At 43.7% G+C, this 18,242-nt stretch carries 13 protein-coding genes; 4 read left to right on the top strand and 9 right to left on the bottom strand.

The window, feature by feature from the left end:
- Positions 1–26: 26 nt before the first annotated feature.
- From NTX44_08550 to NTX44_08530, 5 genes are all read right to left on the bottom strand, one after another.
- Positions 27–542, bottom strand: coding sequence for a hypothetical protein (locus NTX44_08550; GenBank protein MCX6121654.1), 516 nt, complete (start codon positions 540–542; stop codon positions 27–29).
- A 746-nt stretch (positions 543–1,288) separates the two neighbouring features.
- On the bottom strand, positions 1,289–1,939 hold the full coding sequence (locus NTX44_08545; protein ID MCX6121653.1) for a T9SS type A sorting domain-containing protein: 651 nt from the start codon (positions 1,937–1,939) through the stop codon (positions 1,289–1,291).
- Between the two features lie 120 nt (positions 1,940–2,059).
- The gene (locus NTX44_08540; protein MCX6121652.1) at positions 2,060–2,605 is read right to left on the bottom strand and encodes a YceI family protein; all 546 of its coding nucleotides are present in this window, start codon (positions 2,603–2,605) and stop codon (positions 2,060–2,062) included.
- Positions 2,606–2,617: 12 nt separating this feature from the next.
- Entirely contained in the window at positions 2,618–3,292 is a 675-nt protein-coding gene (locus tag NTX44_08535; GenBank protein MCX6121651.1) for a hypothetical protein, read from the bottom strand.
- Between the two features lie 78 nt (positions 3,293–3,370).
- Complete coding sequence (locus tag NTX44_08530; protein ID MCX6121650.1) at positions 3,371–3,790, bottom strand: Rieske (2Fe-2S) protein; 420 nt, start codon at positions 3,788–3,790, stop codon at positions 3,371–3,373.
- Between the two features lie 438 nt (positions 3,791–4,228).
- On the opposite strand from NTX44_08530, the gene NTX44_08525 reads away from it, so the two are divergent.
- The 4 genes from NTX44_08525 (at position 4,229) to NTX44_08510 (ending at position 11,161) form a co-directional block, all read left to right on the top strand.
- Positions 4,229–7,573 carry a choice-of-anchor D domain-containing protein gene (locus NTX44_08525; GenBank protein ID MCX6121649.1) on the top strand — a complete coding sequence of 1,115 codons (3,345 nt, stop codon included), beginning with the start codon at positions 4,229–4,231 and terminating at the stop codon, positions 7,571–7,573.
- Positions 7,574–7,751: 178 nt separating this feature from the next.
- Complete coding sequence (gene pdhA / locus NTX44_08520) at positions 7,752–8,786, top strand: pyruvate dehydrogenase (acetyl-transferring) E1 component subunit alpha (protein ID MCX6121648.1); 1,035 nt, start codon at positions 7,752–7,754, stop codon at positions 8,784–8,786.
- Positions 8,787–8,930: 144 nt separating this feature from the next.
- The gene (locus NTX44_08515; GenBank protein MCX6121647.1) at positions 8,931–9,914 is read left to right on the top strand and encodes a pyruvate dehydrogenase complex E1 component subunit beta; all 984 of its coding nucleotides are present in this window, start codon (positions 8,931–8,933) and stop codon (positions 9,912–9,914) included.
- Between the two features lie 17 nt (positions 9,915–9,931).
- The gene (locus NTX44_08510) at positions 9,932–11,161 is read left to right on the top strand and encodes a dihydrolipoamide acetyltransferase family protein (GenBank protein MCX6121646.1); all 1,230 of its coding nucleotides are present in this window, start codon (positions 9,932–9,934) and stop codon (positions 11,159–11,161) included.
- A 63-nt stretch (positions 11,162–11,224) separates the two neighbouring features.
- Here the strand turns inward: NTX44_08510 and NTX44_08505 are convergent, their stop codons facing one another.
- Genes NTX44_08505 through NTX44_08490 form a run of 4 tightly spaced genes read right to left on the bottom strand, consistent with a single transcriptional unit; the run spans position 11,225 to position 17,886 of the window.
- Complete coding sequence (locus NTX44_08505; GenBank protein MCX6121645.1) at positions 11,225–12,319, bottom strand: hypothetical protein; 1,095 nt, start codon at positions 12,317–12,319, stop codon at positions 11,225–11,227.
- Positions 12,301–13,314, bottom strand: coding sequence for a PorV/PorQ family protein (locus tag NTX44_08500; GenBank protein ID MCX6121644.1), 1,014 nt, complete (start codon positions 13,312–13,314; stop codon positions 12,301–12,303). Before NTX44_08500 ends, NTX44_08505 begins: the two co-directional genes overlap by 19 nt.
- A complete protein-coding gene (locus NTX44_08495; protein ID MCX6121643.1) occupies positions 13,315–16,197 on the bottom strand; it encodes a TonB-dependent receptor in 2,883 nt (960 codons plus the stop codon).
- 3 nt (positions 16,198–16,200) lie between these two features.
- On the bottom strand, positions 16,201–17,886 hold the full coding sequence (locus NTX44_08490) for a hypothetical protein (GenBank protein ID MCX6121642.1): 1,686 nt from the start codon (positions 17,884–17,886) through the stop codon (positions 16,201–16,203).
- Positions 17,887–18,242 lie beyond the last annotated feature (356 nt).

The raw sequence follows: 18,242 nt of genomic DNA, 5'->3' as shown, positions 1-18,242 counted from the left end.
CTGGTTAGGCGGCATGTATTTCCATTCTAAAAGATTTTTTCTTTCTGAAAGAGTTTTAACCGCGTCGAGTCATCTATGCTGTTAAGAAACTCCTTCAATTGAACCGTGTCACCTTGTTGGCTTAACAGTTCTCTCTTGAAATGGTAACCTTGAATGTTTGATGGATCAATTGCAATGGCATTGTTAAGATCTGCCAATGATGCGTTAGGATCAGTTCGGTGCAACATTCGGTCCAACGCTCTGCCTATGTGTGCAATCGCCAGAGACTTCGCAGTCAATTCTATGTACTTTGATAAATCTGCCTCCAGGGGCACCGGATTGGATGTTTTGTTAGCTATAAGGGCTCTTTCAAGGTGTGCCTGAGCATTGTTAGAATCAAGCTCAATCGCATAATTGAAATTGCTAAGCGCTTGATCGTATTTGTGGTCTATCACATTAGTCCGGCCAGCTTGGAGAAAATCATCACTACTGCGCGAACATCCCGAAGCAATTATAACAGCGAGCACAAAGAATAATTGAGAAATAATGATTTTGAATTTCATGATAACCTCTTGTGGTGATAGATTAAAATGATTAATAAAATGCCGCCTAACTACTGATTAGATAGACTTTGTCTATCTTTTGCGCTTATGGGAATCAATCCCTTCGGGATAAACAGAAAACATAGATTCCACCTTTCAGTTCATTCATGTCATTTATATTTGGAAAATTCTTACGACGGCAAATCTTCACACGCTACTCCCCGTGCGCAGATTATAGGAGAACTGGTTGTAATCTACAAAAGTGACTTGAGAATTACAAACTTCATGGAGAGAACGGAATATTCGAGCAGGTTTGTACCCGCATGCATGCCAAACATTAAAAATTGTCACTTCGCTTGTAAATGTATATGCCAACCTTTCAACAAATTCCGATGCATACACATAACCAATGACTCTTGAATCAGAATCAGCAACATACCAGGGATGAGCGAATTTATGTCTAAAGAGGAGGATTGTTATAGATTTTGAGAATGGTTACACTTATTCCGCCGAGTGAAATAAGCATATTAATAACTGATGTTATGCACAATAGATATGACACTTAATAAAGTAATATTGTCATGCCCGTCCCGATTGATTATATCAATCGGGATAGTCGGGCATCTTATGTAAGATTCCCGTCCGACTTTGTCGAGATCTCGTTTCGATTTACTAATCGAAACGGACTTAAAATCCGCGGGAATGACAATCCTTTTTTTTATGGTTGCGTAACACCAATTAATAAGAACACAAAATGTAGGGATCGATCACTTCATCAGCATCAGCTTCTTTACTAAATAATTTTTACCCGTATCCAAACGATAGAAATAGATGCCGGATGAAAGGTTTGATGCATTGAATGTGACTTGATGTACTACTCCTGCTTTGAGTTCTCCATCCACCAGCGTCGCCGCTTCTTTTCCGAGTACATCAAATATTTTCAAGGACACTTTGCTGTCTTCCGCGAGTGTAAATTCAATCGTCGTTATCGGGTTAAACGGATTGGGATAATTTTGTTTTAAATTAAATGAATGAACCGACATGAGGTCAGCCAGTTCGTCCACTGATGTTGTAGCTTCGGGTGCTCCGTCTTTAATCCACTGAATAATTGTTTGTAAATCACTTGCCGCCATCACCGGACCACCCAACGGCATTTGTGAGCCAAAACCGGCGATGCCTTTGATCTTCTTTACAAGCACACTATTCGTATCACCGGCTACAACGACGGGTGTGTGAGTTCCTGTCGTAAAAAGACTTGCATAGGGACTAACAAAGAGTCCTCCATTGCCTCCATGACAGTTTGTACAGCCATACTTATCGAACAACGGTTTTACGTCGCTTGTGTACGAAATGGTTTGTCCCAACGAATATTGCACTGCTAACAGAAGCATGAAAACACCGGTGAGTAAATTTTTCATATATTTCTCCTTTGTTGATAGACTCCGAATATATTTAGTGTGATATTGTAAAAATGAATTTCCATGCCTTCAAATTCCTCTCCATCCCAATCACATACCCAAACAACTACATGAACACCGTTACAATACGAATGATGCTTTCAATGCAAACTGCAATTCGTCCTTGACCGGAACCATCAACAAGGAAGGCCGTTCGACTTGAAAAGCAGTGAGGCTTATTGCAAATCCTCCTTGTACTTCGAGTTTATTCTGCGACCATTTTGTTACTCCCAAGAGGACAACATCTTTCGTAATACCATGGAATGTGAGCTGACCTGCAACGGTAAGGCTGTCACCTCGCTGTATAATCGATGTACTAGAGAATGTAGCATTTGGATACGTGATAGCATCGATAACTTCCATGGCGTGTGAATCCCGGTTTGAATTACCACTATCGAACGTGGTGACATCCACCTGAGCCGAAACGGATTTTATTTCTTTCTTCAATGCATCGATTTCAATCCGATATATCACATCTTTACTGACAGCTTCTATGGTATGCAGTAGATGAGAGAGATGATACGTGACCGAAGATTCGTCTTTGATAACCTCCGCCCATTTGGGTTGTGCGTGTGCACCAATGTAAATTCCAAATGATAAAAATATTATCATAGAAAGTTTTGACATACGTGTTCCTCGCTAAAAAGTAATAACGATCAGAGACGCGGCAAGTGCCGCAGTTGTGATGTAGGCAGATACCTGATGAAAATGGGCTTTCTGGGAAGTTGTCGCATTTCTACCGATAGAAGCTCCAAGAATTGGAGTTAACACCATTCCAGCAAAATGTACCCATGCCAATGTTTTATGAATTGTGGTTGTGCTCATTTCGTTGCGACGAATCATGGGAGGTGGCGAGAGCACGGCGAGTAAACCGGTTGCGGAATATGAAATAATTGTTGCAGTGACAGCATACTGATGGTTTCTGCGATATCCATAATTTCCATCGATGAGCTTCTGTCCAAAATACGCTGCTGTGATCATCGATCCCAATGTTACAAATCCACCGATTTGATGAGCAACAAGCATTGTACGGCGAAGTGCGAGTTCGCTTTTTCGCGATTCAGGCGTCAAAGGTGCAGCCAGGCCAGCGCTGCGAAAAAACCCATTCTCGCCCCATAATCCCTTTTCCATAAAGCTCATATTATCCGGTAAGAGTTTGCGCTTCGGTATTTGCGGGAGAGAATCAGTTTGTAGTTCTAATGGACCACCATAGAGCAGTTGATCTTTCAAGTCAGGCAGGTATGTGTACTCCTGAGCTTGCAACACCTGGATACTGAACAAAGCAACAACGATAGAAAGGACGATGTGTTTCATTTTTTCCCCAATGAAATGATGAAATCAGATTATTGATGCAACTTTACTAATGAAAATCATTCTCTCCATCGGATGAACCTAGGAAAATACTCTTAATGATGTTGCATCAAGAAGAGATGTTTTATAAGTCACCAACGGACTGCCTGCCGGTCCATTAATGACAGAACCGTCTGTCGCAAAATTGGAGCCATGATTTGGGCAATGGAATCTATTTGCTCCAATCTCGTATGCAACAGTGCCTCCTTGATGTGTGCAAACGGAACTGAGCGCCACATATGATCCATCTGAAATCCGCGCCACGATGATATTATCTTTATAAATATATCCGCCATTTGTTTTCAAAGCACTATTTGCTGGATCCGCCAGATTCAGAGTAAAGTCGAGATTTGTCGGTGGGCTTGTAGGATTATCGAGAGGCTTACAAGCAGCGAGGCAAGAAGTGCATATTGCTGCTACCGCGCCAATTCCTACTGTTGTCAAGAATTCTTTTCTATCCATTACTACCTCCTGTGAGAATATGAATGAAAGAATCAACACTCTCTTTAACAATACATTCCGAGTGCGTAATAGAATGAACACTGCTGCAAACTTAAAGTATTAAACAAAGGAGTGCCTTTTATCGTTCCCCCGATGTGTTGCCTGTCAACGTTTCCTGTATCGGCATTGACCTTCACTTTCCTCTTTTCGTCTCCTTCTCCTTCTTTTTCTCTAACTTTGTGCAATCTTTATATGCTAGAAGATAGTCATGTTAGAATATTCCATTCATACTCCTCAACCTGAAATAAATCTCGCGAAAATGTATAGTATAGACAGGATTTTTGCATATTATCTTTTTTTAAAATTATTCATAGTATCTTGCTTTTAACCGATGTTTTTATCTTATTTAACCCGTAAGATTTTAGTCACCATCTCATCAATTTATTAAGGAGATTTTTTATGAGACGTATTATCACTATTTTCTTTTTGCTGATATGCGCGTTTGTGGTTTTCACTATACACGCATCGGCACAAGTATTGATTGAAGATTTTACCGGAACAGTCGGAACTGCCCTGACAAGTGCGGGGTGGACACAAAGCGGAGCAACAACGACATTACCTTTGAAGATTGTATCAGCCCCTGATGTCACATTCACAGGTTATGTGAGTTCCGGGGTTGGTGATGCAGTCTTGATTGACACAACCGGACAAGATGACTACAAGAATTTTTCACCCGACAGCATAGGTTCAGTTTATCTATCATTCATGTTTAACGTTACGAAGGCGGCGACAGGTGACTATTTTGTAGCATTATCTTCATCTTTAGCACAGACGAACTATTACGCAAGGACGTTCATAAAGTCAAGCGGTGCAGGATTTGTCGTAGGCGTAAGCAAAAGTAACGAGACTGCGACATATGGCACAACAGTATTTTCGCTCAATACGACTTATCTCGCAGTGATTAAGTACACGTTTGTTGCCGCAGATTCTGATTTCATCAGCGTTATGATTTTACCGTCCGGTACCGACATCACAACTGAACCATCGACTGCAGAAATCAATGCATATCAGGATAAAACAAAAAGTGACACGAAAAATTTGGGATATATTACGCTTCGCCAAGGCGGCGTGGCAAGCGCTCCGAGACTCTTCATTGATGGCATTCGTATAGGCACGTCCTGGGCAAACAGTGTGAATGGAGTTCTGGAACCAAAAGTTGTAATTGCTCCAGCGAGTATTGATTTCGGAAAAAAGGATGTTGGAGTAAGCACAACCGATACAATCACCGTACAAAACAACAGTGTTTATGGTACACTTGATATCACATCGGTTTCTTCGAGTGATGTTGTATTTGTTATTACGCCAACCGCTGCTACAATTTTACCCAAGGCTTCGCAAAAATTTGCGTTGACATATACACCGGCGAGTGCAGTGCCAAGTTCTGCAAATATTGTGTTCGTCAGCAATGACCCAACTTCTCCCAATACGGTAGCGGTGTCTGGTTCGGGTACACAAGCCGGTTTTTCAATGACGCCTAAGAGTCTCAACTTCGGAAACATTTTTAAAGACTCCACTAAAACGGATTCTATTGCCATTGCAAATGCCAGTGAGACTGCGCATCTTGTCATCGACTCGGTGAGATCAAACAATACTCTTTTCACCATCACGCCGACCAGTGCCGATATTGATACTTCATCCACAACGAAATTCGCAGTGACATTTAATCCAATAGCCAAAGGAGCGGAAACAGGAAAAATTGTTTTCTATCATAATGCTCCATCAAAACAAGATACTTTAACCGTCGAAGGAAATGGTATTCTCAAGGAACCGCTCTTCTCAGTTACACCGACGGCAATGAATCTTGGCCTTTTGGTTCTTGGACAATCAAAAACGGATAGTTTAGTAGTTACGAATATTGGCTATGATTCTCTTATTATTTCAAATGTTGCTCTATCAAACCCGGCAGACACGGCGTATACCATTACACCGACAACGGCGAGGTTGGATATTAATGCATCGCAGAAATTTTTCATCACCTTTAAACCAACTGTGAACGGATCAATACCGTCTTCCTTCGTTTTTTTCAGCAATGTGTCTGAAGTTGCAGATACAGTGAAGGTAGTCGGAATTGGTACCTCTTCTGTATCAATCGCCGAAGCAAGAAAAGATCTTAATGGCGACTATATTGCCGATCATGTTGCCACCGGCGATACGTTAGTGTGTGTAGGCATCATCACAACTCCCAATATGGGAGCCTCTGCCGGCCAGACTTCCTATTTTATTCAGGATTCGACAGGAGGTATCGATGTATTTGCCTATGGATTATCAGCAACAACCTACGCGATTGGTGATTCTGTCAGAGTCATCGGAATAGTGAAGCAGTACAAGGGCTTGGTTGAGCTTTCTCTACTCGTACTAGACGATGCTCATTTCACAATACTGAAGCATAATGCCATTGTCCCTGCTCCGAAACGATTGTCGCTTCATCAATTTGTAACGAATGCCGAGAATTATGAAGGACAGTTGATTGAACTTGATGATCTTTCCAAGGCAAGCGGTACATGGCCTGCCGCACCTTCGAATGTGAGTATATACGTTATGAATGCAAGTAAAGCGGACACTATGCAAATGTTCCTTGATCTTGACGCGAACATTACTATGGCAGAGCCAATCTACCCGATTAATGTTGTCGGTTTTGTGAGTCAATACTCATCAAGCACACCACCGAACAATGGCTATGAAATCTGTCCGCGCGATACAAACGACATTACAAAGACACCTCCTCCGCCAATTATTGTCGTAGATGGAATAAAGGACGATTTCTATAATACTTTGACTGGTCCTTCTAACGGGTACCTCCAGATTAGATCAAGTGCCTACAATGCAAACGGTGCGCCGAGGAACGATGCTGATCTATCAGCGAAGGTTTGGACAGCATGGGATACAACATGGTTCTATCTGTATGCAGAAGTGAAAGATGATACACTCTCCGGCAATTCCCCAAACATATGGGAAGAAGATGAAATGGAAATGACGTTCGATCCTCAAGCAAAAGATAGTGTCAGAAATTCGTGTTGGCAGGCCCGTTTTACCGCATTAGGCAAGGCAACTCCTGGCGTAATTCAAGCGGATAGTTTGAATATTATTACAGATTCGACATCAAAGCAATGGGTTCGAACAATCATCCCTGGTGGTTACGCATTTGAGCTTGCAATGAAATGGTCAGCCATTGGCGCCACTGAAAAGGTCTCTGTTGCAAAAGACAGTGTTTTCGGTATGTCGATCTGTATTCATGACAACGATGGCCACGCGCGTCGTGAGGCAACCATTGAATGGGCTGCAGTTATGGCGGATGCAGTGTACCAAACGCCGAAGTACCTCGGCACGGTCAAGTTTTTAGCAGATAATAAACTACAATTTATTGCAACAAATAATATGACTCCGTGGAGAACCAACCCGATTAAGTACGACGGCACCGATGCACCTATGTCGGTTGAGAGAATGGATGCTGTGATTCCGACAGAGTTCAGTTTGAGTCAGAACTATCCGAATCCATTCAACCCGTCTACAACAATTGAATATGCGCTGCCGCATCGCAGCATTGTGACCGTAAAGATTTATTCGATTCTAGGTCAGGAAATTGCCACGTTGATCAACGGCGAGCAGAGTGCAGGGCATTACCAAACCATCTGGAACGCTTCGAATATGGCCAGTGGAATGTATCTCTTGCGTATTTCGGCCCAACCAATCGATGGTGACAAAACATCCTTCATGCAGGTACGGAAGATGTCATTAATGAAATGATGCCGTTATACTTGCACTTTCTTCCCGATATGATGCATGCCGGGAATGAAGGGTAGTTATTTTAGAAGGGACGTTCAGGTGAGCGTCCCTTTTTTTTTCCAACCATTCCCTCCTCCTTCCTTTTCTGCAACTTTGTGTTATATTTATGTGTTAGAACAAAGGAATGTCAGAATACTCTATGAATATTCTTCAGTCTGAAATGAACCCTATAAAATCGAAAATACGTAGGCAAAATGACCTTCTCGGTCTCTCAACAGAAATTCTCCTCAAGTGGTACGACGAGATGCTTCTCATTCGCCGCTTCGAGGAGAAGTGCGCTCAATTGTATGGTATGGGCAAGATTGGCGGTTTTTGCCATCTCTACAATGGACAGGAAGCAATTGCAACAGGTTCCATTGGTGCGATTAATTCAGACGATTACGTCATTACCGCCTATCGCGATCACGGATTAGCGATTTCCAAGGGGCTCGACCCACGTCGCATTCTTGCAGAACTTCTCGGCAAGAGCACCGGCACAACTAAAGGAAAAGGCGGTTCGATGCATTTGTTCAGCCGCGAAAAGAATTTTCTTGGCGGACACGCCATCGTTGGCGGTCACATTCCGTTAGCAGCGGGCGCTGCGTTTGCAAGTAAGTATCGTGATGAAAAACGTGTTTGCTTGTGCTTTATGGGAGATGGTGCAACGAACATTGGCGAGTTTCACGAAGCTCTCAACCTTGCAGCTCTCTGGAAACTTCCCGTCATCTATATCATCGAAAATAATAAGTACGGGATGGGAACTGCCGTTGATCGTGCCTCCGCTGTCGATGAGCTTCATCTGAAAGCGGCTGCATATAACATGCGCAATCAAGTAATTGAAGAAGGCCATAACGTACTAAAAGTCTATCAATCTGTTCAAGCGGCAGTTGATCATGCCCGTAAGACGTATGAACCAAGTTTGCTTGAAGTGCAAACGTTCCGTTACCGTGGTCATTCCATGTCAGATCCGATTCATGGCCATTATCGCACGAAGGAAGAAGTCGAAGCCCAGAAGAAATTGGACCCGATAACAATGTTTATGGACATTCTCACTGATGCCGATCTTGCCTCAGAAGCGTATTTCGATTCAGCAGAAGAACGGATAAAAATAATAGTGGATGACTGCGTTGCATTCACGGAGAATAGTCCGGAACCGCCGCTTAAAGAGCTTTATACAGATGTCTATGCTGAGTAAACGAATGTGAGAATACAATATTTTTGATTTAGAATTGAGAGTTTTCTTTTTTTGTTTGTTTGTGTTTTATTTATTGTGATTTGTGATTTATGTGTTGATTGTTGTATTGACAGAGAGTTTTCTTTTTCATGTGGAGAATAATTAATGCCTGTTGTAAGTTATCGTGAAGCATTAAACCAAGCAATGGATGAAGAAATGGCGCGTGACGAACGCGTGTTTCTCATGGGTGAAGAAGTTGCGCAGTACAACGGCGCATACAAAGTCAGCCAGGGATTGCTTGCGAAGTACGGGCCAAAGCGGATAATAGATACGCCGATAGCAGAAGCAGGATTTACCGGCATCGGCATCGGTTCTGCAATGGTCGGCCTTCGCCCCATTGTTGAGTTTATGTCCTGGAATTTTTCTCTAATCGCCTTTGATCAAATCGTCAATAATGCTGCTAAAATGTTTTCCATGTCCGGCGGAAATTTTAATGTACCGATTGTTTTTCGTGGTCCCGGCGGTGCTGCACATAATCTCGCAGCAACTCACTCACAGGCGCTGGAATCCCTCTATGCACACTTTCCCGGACTGAAGGTTGTTATGCCTTCGACTCCGCGAGATGCAAAGGGATTATTGAAGACTGCTATTCGAGACAATAATCCTGTCATCTTCATCGAGAGCGAAGTAATGTACGGTGAGAAAGGTGAAATTCCGGATGGTGAATATACAATTCCATTTGGAGTTGGAGATATTGTACGAGAAGGAAAAGATGTGACTATCGTTTCTTGGTCAAAAATCCTCCAGCATATCGCAACGAAAGCCGTCAACCGGCTGGCTGAAGAAAATATCAGTGTCGAACTCATTGATCCTCGTACAATAAAACCGATGGATTGGGAATTAATATTCAATTCAGTGAAGAAAACAAATCGGCTAGTGATTGTAGAAGAAGGCTGGCCGTTTGCTGGAGTCGGTGCACAAATATCGCACGAGGTGAGCAACCAATGTTTCGATTATCTCGATGCACCAATTGAGCGCGTTACGCAGGAAGATGTTCCTCTCCCCTATGCACATAATCTTGAAGTAGCTTCACTGCCGAATATTCAGAAAGTAATCCGTGCAGTGCGCAAAGTAATGTATCTTGATTAACAACAAGTGAGGAATCCATGGCTACTAAAATCTTGATGCCAAAATTAAGCGATACGATGAATGAAGGAATCATTCTCAAATGGCTTAAGAAGGAAGGCGAAAAAGTTAAGCAAGGAGAAACGCTTGTTGAGATTGAATCTGATAAAGCAGATATGGAATTGGAAGCGTATGATTCCGGTGTGTTACGCAAAATTCTAGTTCCTGATGGAGGTAAAGCAGGTATCGGCGCTCCTATTGGCATCATCGCCAATGCAAATGAAGATATTACCGGATTATTGAGTGAAACCCCTTCAATTTCGCAGCAGCCGACGAACCTCGAAGCAACAAAGAAAGAAGCGCCGACGACACTATCTTCTTCACCTTCCCAGTTAAACACGCTTTCCAGTGTAACGAACGGACACCTGAAAGCATCCCCGCTCGCAAAACGGCTTGCCATAGAAAACAAAATTGAACTTCGTTCTCTTACCGGAAGCGGACCGCAAGGCCGTATCGTCAAACGGGATATTGAACCTCTTGTTGGCGGAATGAAAACAATATCTGCCAAAGTTCCATCTCCGATTATTCCCGGCGGTTATCGCGATATAGAACTTTCGCTCATCAGAAAAACGATTGCAAAACGAATGCAGGAAAGCAAACAAACAGTACCGCACTTCTACGTCACGGTAGAGATCGATATGGAACCGGCGATGTCTTTCCGTGAACAACTGAACGCCGCGACTGAAACCAAAATCAGCTTTACTGACATTCTCGTAAAAGCTATTGCGAGCACATTGATGCAGCATCCCAACATGAACGCTACATATTTAGGAAATACGATGCGCCAGTTTGGCGAAGCGCATATTGCCGTGGCTGTCGCACTTGACGAGGGTTTGGTAACTCCTGTACTGAGGAATTGCGAGCAGAAAACTGTTTTTCAGATCAATTCAGAATTACATGACCTCGCAGAACGCGCACGCAGCCGCAAACTAAAACCGGAAGAATATCAAGGCGCCACATTTACCATAAGCAACCTTGGAATGTTCGGCGTTGAAGATTTTGTTGCCATCGTCAATCCACCTGAAGGCGCCATTCTTGCTGTCGGTTCTATTGTTGAAAAGCCCGTCGTCAAAAAAGGACAGATTGTTGTCGGGCACACAATGAAGGTAACGCTTTCCTCTGATCATCGCATCATTGATGGAGCCGTCGCTGCGCGGTTCTTGCACGATCTTAAAATTCTGGTAGAAAAACCGATCGCATTGATGTTGTAACCACAATAAATTATAAATCGGTACAAACATCAACATCGAACAATTTTATTCGTTCAGACGAGATTAGAAATCGGTAGAAAGCTTGAAGCGGAAAATACAATTTGCTGTAGAATCCGCGATGTACAATGTCTTATCAAAAAAGGCAGCGCCCATAGGTGATTTCATTCGCCCATTCGTCCAATATTTCCCAAATGATTCTTTTTTGAATTTTCCATCTTTGCTGTTAAACTTGAACACGCTATCTTTTATTGCATCAGTAATAAAAATATCGAGTCGCTTGCTGTCGATCGCACAACCTGCCGGCGAACTAAATTGATTAGGTCGTATAAAATCTGCCGATGCAGTCCTTGGATCCGTTGGATCATACACTGATTTCCAACCTTCAAAATCTGATGATGATGAATACCTCATATAGATTGCCCCGTAAGCAACCCCAACCGATCGTTGCAATACGATGAAGTCACGTGTATTGGGAATTGAAGTAATTCCTGTAATCTGATTAATAAAACTTATGCCCGATCCAGTTCCCGTCGAGAGGTCGGTAATCGGTGTAATATATTTATCCGAAGTGCTGAATTTCATCACGCGAGTGTCCGGATCAATCGGACTTGAATTGTCCGGTCCCGTTCGAGCTGCAAGATAGGTATTATCCGGCAATGCCGTAAGTCCTACAAAACGCCGATTTGGATGAGACGATTCTTTCCAGACGGTATCTATCTTCACGGAATCTAAGTTATGCAACGCTTGAACGAGATGAAGACGGAATAGAGCGCCGACCGGATTGCCGTTCTTCATCACCGTACCGCCTATTAATAAATCTAACCGAAAATCTTGTGCGAGGGAAATTGGTTGGTCAATCTGACATGCACCTAAAACTCCGCCAGCGGCATCCATCATCATAATTCGATTGTTTCGTGTATCTGCAACATAGAGTAGTTGATCATTTCCATAGAGTACTGCTGTCGGGCCGTTGAAGCCCAATTGATACGGCGGATAGAGTTCTACATACGAGGTATCGCCCACCGTGTAATACGTATTCTCCAACGCAGTGAATTCATTGATCGAGGCACGGTCCGTGCAGCCGCTTCCCGCAATAAACACGGCAATCAAAATTATCGATATGGTTGCGTAGTGTTTCATCAATACGTTAATGCGCATGAAATCCGATGCACTGCTCCTAATTCATTAAAATGTGTGTAGCTGTACTCGAACGACGCTGTTGTGAATGGCAGTGGAATCATCAGGCCGAAACCCAGAGAAAAATCGTCAGCCGATTTCTGGCTCACCCCGAACCAGTTTTCTCCGATCGTCCTCTTCAGCCCTGCCCGAAGATTCAGCCAATCACTCCATCCATATTCAAAGCCAAATCGCAAATCCTCTGCATTGTCATTGGGATGATCCAATTGAATGGACGTTGTAATACGATGCTCCTCAGTTTGATACGGCTCAAACGCAACGCCCAGCTTAAAGACTGTTGGAGGCGAAAATGCTTGAAACGATGAGTTGACGGTGCCATCGAGATATGTCACATCGCCCTTCGGTGTTACATCTGAACCAAAATTCGTTACTGCCACACCAATACGAAGTGAACCCAACCCTGTTGCATAGTGTGTTCCAAAATCAACGAGCATCGATTTTATCTTCACAACATCAAGACGTTCTTCGACATAACGCAGTGTCACACCGAAACTGAATTGTGTTGTCATCCTTCTTGCGTACGTTACGCCAAGTGCAAGATCGCTGTATTGAAAATACGAACCTGTTCCCATCGGCTGTGTTTCTGTCGTGACCGGCATGTCGTCTGTACGAAGTGAGATGCACGACAGTCCGACAATATCGGCAGGAGAAAGATGGTACATAGTTCCGAGAAAATCATGCTTCAAATCGACCAACCATTCAGTGTGCACAACCATGACGCTATTGTGTTCATCCAACACTGCTCCAGCCGGATTCCAGTATAATGCAGACACATCGTTCACTGCTGCCACCATAGCTTCCTGCATTCCAGAACCGCGTCCACCTATACCGATCTTGAGAAATTGAAAACTTGAAATACCTGCCCGCTGCCCTCCTAAATTCGGTAATAAACTTTGGCTGAACGCAAAGCTCACAGTGCAACTTATACACGCGATATAGAATACTATTCGCTTCATTTAGAACCGTACTCCCAGTCCTAAAATAAAATGACGTGGTTCCTGATATCGCGCCGGATTGTACGGGAAAGGATCTACAGGCGCCTGTAAATCCGGATAGTGTGGATCGTTCCAAGAGTTCGGTGTCGGTGTCCATTGTCCATTGGATTGCGTCGGCTCATACGCATTGCCCGTGACAGGATTAATAATCTGGGCATTTTCCCGATTCAGGAGATTACTGATTTCTAGTGATAGGACGAACCTGACATTTGCAATCGTAAAGTATTTCTCAATATTCAGATCGAGAGTGATAACGTCTTCACCCACTGCACCGTACGGATTATTGGGATCAGAAATATAAATTGGCCTTCCCGTTGCAGGATCATTGCCGAGGAAAAGCTGCGGCATGTATCGCTTGCCCGATTCATAAAAGAATCGTGTATAGATGTTGTAGTCATCCAGAATGCCGTTGCCAAAACCAAAAAGTGCTTTCTCTTTTTTCACCCGAAAATTTAAAGCGAGCGTTGCATCAAACGGTCGATCCCATGCAAGGTAAGATTCCTTTACATTTTCATTGGTTCCTTGCTGGATATTATAGAGCGCTTCTTCCGCAGAAGAGCTTTTTCCTTTCCCGATGGAATATGAAACAGAGGCATTGCATCGGAACCAATCAGAATATCTTTTTATGTATTCGATCTCCACTCCGCGAGTACGGGCATAATCTAAATTGATATACGTTGTATATGAACCAGTAGAATATTTTGTCTGAGGAAGCTGCACAGTCTTTGGCGTGATATAATCGAAAATATCTTTATAGTATGCAGTGACATTCAGTGCATCGTTCTCCGAAAGTTGATTGTGGAGCCCTACTTCGTATGCCACCGTTGTCTCCGGATTTAAATCCGGATTGCCGATCGTCTGAGTCGTCGAGCGTGCATTTGTTCTGAGAAGTTTCGTGTACACATACTGCGGACGCGGAAATTTCGAATAGTGTCCGTACGAAAATGTGAATGTCTGGTTGTCGGAAATCGGATGGGCAATCGCGATACGCGGACTCAACCGACCCTTCCATCGAAGTCCGAAGAGGGAATACGTATCAGCGAAGTATTTACTGCGAATAGCCGGGCTGACGAGCGAGAGCGAATCGTTCTGCATAGCGTCGTCCACGTACTTTCCTGGAAACCAGTAATCAAAACGCAAACCAAAATTCAATATCATTCCGCCGAATGTCAGATTATCCTGCGCATACAATGCACCGAGTACCGGCTTAACGGCATAGATATCATTATCATAGCCCATCGGACGAACCCACGGTTGGTAGATGTCAATCATCTGCATATCCTGGAACCGTATCTCGAAACCAGATTTGAATTTGTTCTTCTCATTAAAGTTGCTGGTCACATCAAGCTTCACCGTATACTCATCCACATATTGATCGCGCCAATTCGAAGGGCTGCCGACATCGTAGAAACCATCTCCAGGAATCACAATGACCGTATCTCTGCCAACATTTCGATACACCAGAGGCAGCGTCACAACATCTTTGGGTTGCATATATTGATTCCAAGACCTACCGTTTGCATCTGCACGCAAATGCGCAGTGTACCGGCTTAAGCGAAACTCGTAGAACGTTTTCGTGTTAATCGTATGCGTGAGAGAGAGTGATTGTTGAATATTCAATTGCGCAAATGTGTTCGCACTGTCCGGAATAAACTGAAACAGGTACTGGTACCCCGGTTGTGGTTCCTGATATTCCAGTGTCGTCTGAATGGATTGCGTATTTTGATTTACAGCTAAGGAATACGATGCTGCATAAGCGAGCTTGATCGTTGGCGTGATCTTCCATGTTAATTTGCCAAATCCTGTCCAGTTATTGCTCCGCCGAGGCATAAGATCGGACTGCGGGACCAACGAGCTCTTGAGTCCGCCCGGAGCTTCTACCTCCCAACCGACTGGCAGACCATCAGAATTGATTTTCTCTACCCATCGCGTATAACCATCTGTAATGTTCACATTACCGTTAACGAAGAAACTCAAAGTTCCGGGAATCGTTATACCAATCACTGGAAGAATTGTTGTTGTAATCGGTTCGGGACCACTCAGCGAAAAATCATAAATATCTGTTTTGAAATTTGAACGTGTATTGTCATTGAACCCAAAGTGGTCTTGTTTGTGCGTCAGCGACCCTGAGTATTTGTCTCCGCCGTCCTTTGTCGTCAGATTGATAACACCGGAGGTCGCCTGTCCGTACTCAGCGTTGTATCCGCCTGTGATTACTTCTGCTTCCTCAATCGAACCGGGAGGCAGCTGTGCACCGAAGCCGGTTCCTGCAAGAGGATCCTGAACAGAAACACCATCAATGACATACGCTGTTTCATAACTTCGGCCGCCGCGAATGTGAATCTGATCGTCCGACTTTACAACACCCACCTGCATCGCCACGACATCTTGCACATTTCTGACTGCCGCAACTTCAATATCTTCACTTTTAATGGCATGTTTACTGGAGGTTTCTTCTATGTTGAAGATTGGTTTTTCACCCACAACGACGACTTCTTGCCCTAACGACAGCGATGTTTCCTCAAGCTGAATATCTTGTACCGTTGTACCACCTTCTGCAATCTTCACTACCGGAAGTTGCACGACCTTGTACCCGATCAATTTTATTTCAACGACGTACGTGCCAGGATTAATCTTGGAAATTGAATAGTTGCCATCAAAATCTGTCGACGCACCATAGTATGTTCCCTTCACCACAATGTTCACACTCGGCAATCCTTCTTTCGTCGTTTTGTCTGTTATTCTACCTTTCAACTCTCCTGTTTGTGAATACGTTATTCCAGCACCCATCACGAACGCGGCGAAAAGAAACAATGTCAGTATGTAAAATTTCGATAAACGCATTGTTTACTGCAATCCGAATTCACTAAAGGCTTTCTTAAAGAATTCTACTACTCCGCTGTTTCCAATCGAAGACGTTGCCGCCATCCTATCCAATGGAATATTAAAGAAGATCACTCTCTTTGTATCATCTATGACACCAGCGCTTGTCAATGGATAGCTTGTGGTGGCAGGCAGGAAATAGATTGTGTGCGCTGCTGCATTAGGATACAGCGGGAAAATGCAAATGCCCGCTCCTGCGACCCTCGATTTGAATCCCATCACCGGATAAATATCTGCACTTACTGATGAATCCGGAGATACTATGCCAGTAAATTTTGTCACACTCAGAGGTGCAGAACCAAGACTGTCTATTGGAGCTATATCCCGGTATGCATGGCCAGCATCAGGTACAGCATTCGGATCTGCATAATGAGCTGAATAAATAAGATGGCCTCCATCCGAAGAACTCCAATAATCAAAGAGCACATTTCGCGCCAGGTCAAGGTTCGGTGATGGATCAGTGAACCACACCACGCAATTGTACAACTTTAGGGTCTTGGTGAGTGCCGGATTGACATGCTGTCCGGAAGGAATCATTTTACCGTCAGCCAGATTCAAGGTGTCCGTTGTGATTCCGTTTATCCGTTTGAAGACGCTATCAACATAAAAGGACTGAACAGAGCCCAAATCGGTACCATCGTAATCGACGACCATGAGGATGTTCCCACGAGGTTTCTTCACATACCAACGGTTTCCCTTCGATGGAAATACAATAGACTTACTCATAGCTCCAGCCACATCGACGGACTGAACATAGAGAGTATTATTCGCGTCCATGTGCAGCCCCGAAACAGTTCCCGCCTTATGAAGGTTAGGCGATGTTCCCCATAGCACGTCTGCATCCACTAGGGAGGATGTTGCTGCATCACTCGTGCTGCGCGGCACGGCAAGAGTTATCGTTGTTACACTCGAGGGAATAGTGAACGGATGGGAGAACAAAGAATCATTCAGAGATATTCTAAAAGAAGCAATGGTCTCATCGCCGTCAAAATCATGCCCGACCCACGAGAATCCCGCTACTGTAAATGTCTGCGACGGTGGTTGAGCATACATTGTATCGTTCGCACTATCAAAAACATAATCGATTGCTGGTGGTGTATTGATTGTTGGAAACCGCTGCTTAGCTCCATTTGGATCCATTGCATCGGCGAGAGTATTCAACCTAACATCTGTGCCATCAAAAATGCCGTTACCATTTTGATCCCAATAAGAAAATGGCGTTATTCTGATAATAGATCCTGCCGGTAATGGATAAGTAAATGTATTATCCACGGCATGAACATCAACGAGAAATGTCTGGCGAGCCTGGCGAAGAGGAAATGCAATGAGTGAATCCGTGGAGGTAACAAACCTATAAGCGAGTGTATCGGGATGAGGAACGACGATAAGGTCTGGCACAACCGAAAGCAAGTATCCATTCACAAATCCATCTCGATCTTCTCCCCACCAATGTAACTGCTGTCTGCTCACACCATCAGCGATACTCGTATCCGAAGGATACAGCCACAAGAACGTTTGCGGTTGTGTGTTGAGATGCGGTTGATTGGTGTACTGTTTTGTGCATCCGTTGTGCAAAACAATTACGGCAATTGCCAGCACACAGAGAGCAAGCATCTGCAGCACAACATTATATCGATTCTTTGTATTCATTCGTTCACAAATCACGGCGGCAGTAAATGCCGGGGCATAATTCCGGCATCACAAGCTGCCAAAAGTTTACTTACTCGCGTTACAGATGTTAAGAACAGCACCTAATAAAATTGTCATGCCCGAATGCTTTAGTCGGGCATCCATTTTTTTGGATTCCCTCTAAAAAAGTGGGGGAATGACAGTAGTTCTTTTCTTCTTTGCTTAACATCAGTTATTTACTTACTATTAGGACATTTGTCCGGTTACTTTATTTTGATGTTTTTTATCTTTTTTCATTTTAACGGACGGTGTTTTCTCCGGGACATAAACCTTTAACTCCGGATGAAAGTCTTTCACGAGACGTAAGTATTGACGAT

It is taken from the genome of Ignavibacteriales bacterium (genome assembly GCA_026390575.1).
Classification (GTDB): Bacteria; Bacteroidota; Ignavibacteria; order UBA10030; family UBA10030; genus Fen-1298.
The sequence above is the reverse complement of the archived record's forward strand: the minus strand, read 5'-3'. Positions and strand labels throughout refer to the sequence as shown.

Excerpts from the sequence above, each read along its gene's own strand:
- NTX44_08550 (MCX6121654.1), bottom strand. The coding sequence starts at position 542 with ATGAAATTCAAAATCATTATTTCTCAATTATTCTTTGTGCTCGCTGTT.
- NTX44_08545 (MCX6121653.1), bottom strand. The coding sequence starts at position 1,939 with ATGAAAAATTTACTCACCGGTGTTTTCATGCTTCTGTTAGCAGTGCAA.
- NTX44_08540 (MCX6121652.1), bottom strand. The coding sequence starts at position 2,605 with ATGTCAAAACTTTCTATGATAATATTTTTATCATTTGGAATTTACATT.
- NTX44_08535 (MCX6121651.1), bottom strand. The coding sequence starts at position 3,292 with ATGAAACACATCGTCCTTTCTATCGTTGTTGCTTTGTTCAGTATCCAG.
- NTX44_08530 (MCX6121650.1), bottom strand. The coding sequence starts at position 3,790 with ATGGATAGAAAAGAATTCTTGACAACAGTAGGAATTGGCGCGGTAGCA.
- NTX44_08525 (MCX6121649.1), top strand. The coding sequence starts at position 4,229 with ATGAGACGTATTATCACTATTTTCTTTTTGCTGATATGCGCGTTTGTG.
- pdhA (MCX6121648.1), top strand. The coding sequence starts at position 7,752 with ATGAATATTCTTCAGTCTGAAATGAACCCTATAAAATCGAAAATACGT.
- NTX44_08515 (MCX6121647.1), top strand. The coding sequence starts at position 8,931 with ATGCCTGTTGTAAGTTATCGTGAAGCATTAAACCAAGCAATGGATGAA.
- NTX44_08510 (MCX6121646.1), top strand. The coding sequence starts at position 9,932 with ATGGCTACTAAAATCTTGATGCCAAAATTAAGCGATACGATGAATGAA.
- NTX44_08505 (MCX6121645.1), bottom strand. The coding sequence starts at position 12,319 with ATGCGCATTAACGTATTGATGAAACACTACGCAACCATATCGATAATT.
- NTX44_08500 (MCX6121644.1), bottom strand. The coding sequence starts at position 13,314 with ATGAAGCGAATAGTATTCTATATCGCGTGTATAAGTTGCACTGTGAGC.
- NTX44_08495 (MCX6121643.1), bottom strand. The coding sequence starts at position 16,197 with ATGCGTTTATCGAAATTTTACATACTGACATTGTTTCTTTTCGCCGCG.
- NTX44_08490 (MCX6121642.1), bottom strand. The coding sequence starts at position 17,886 with ATGAATACAAAGAATCGATATAATGTTGTGCTGCAGATGCTTGCTCTC.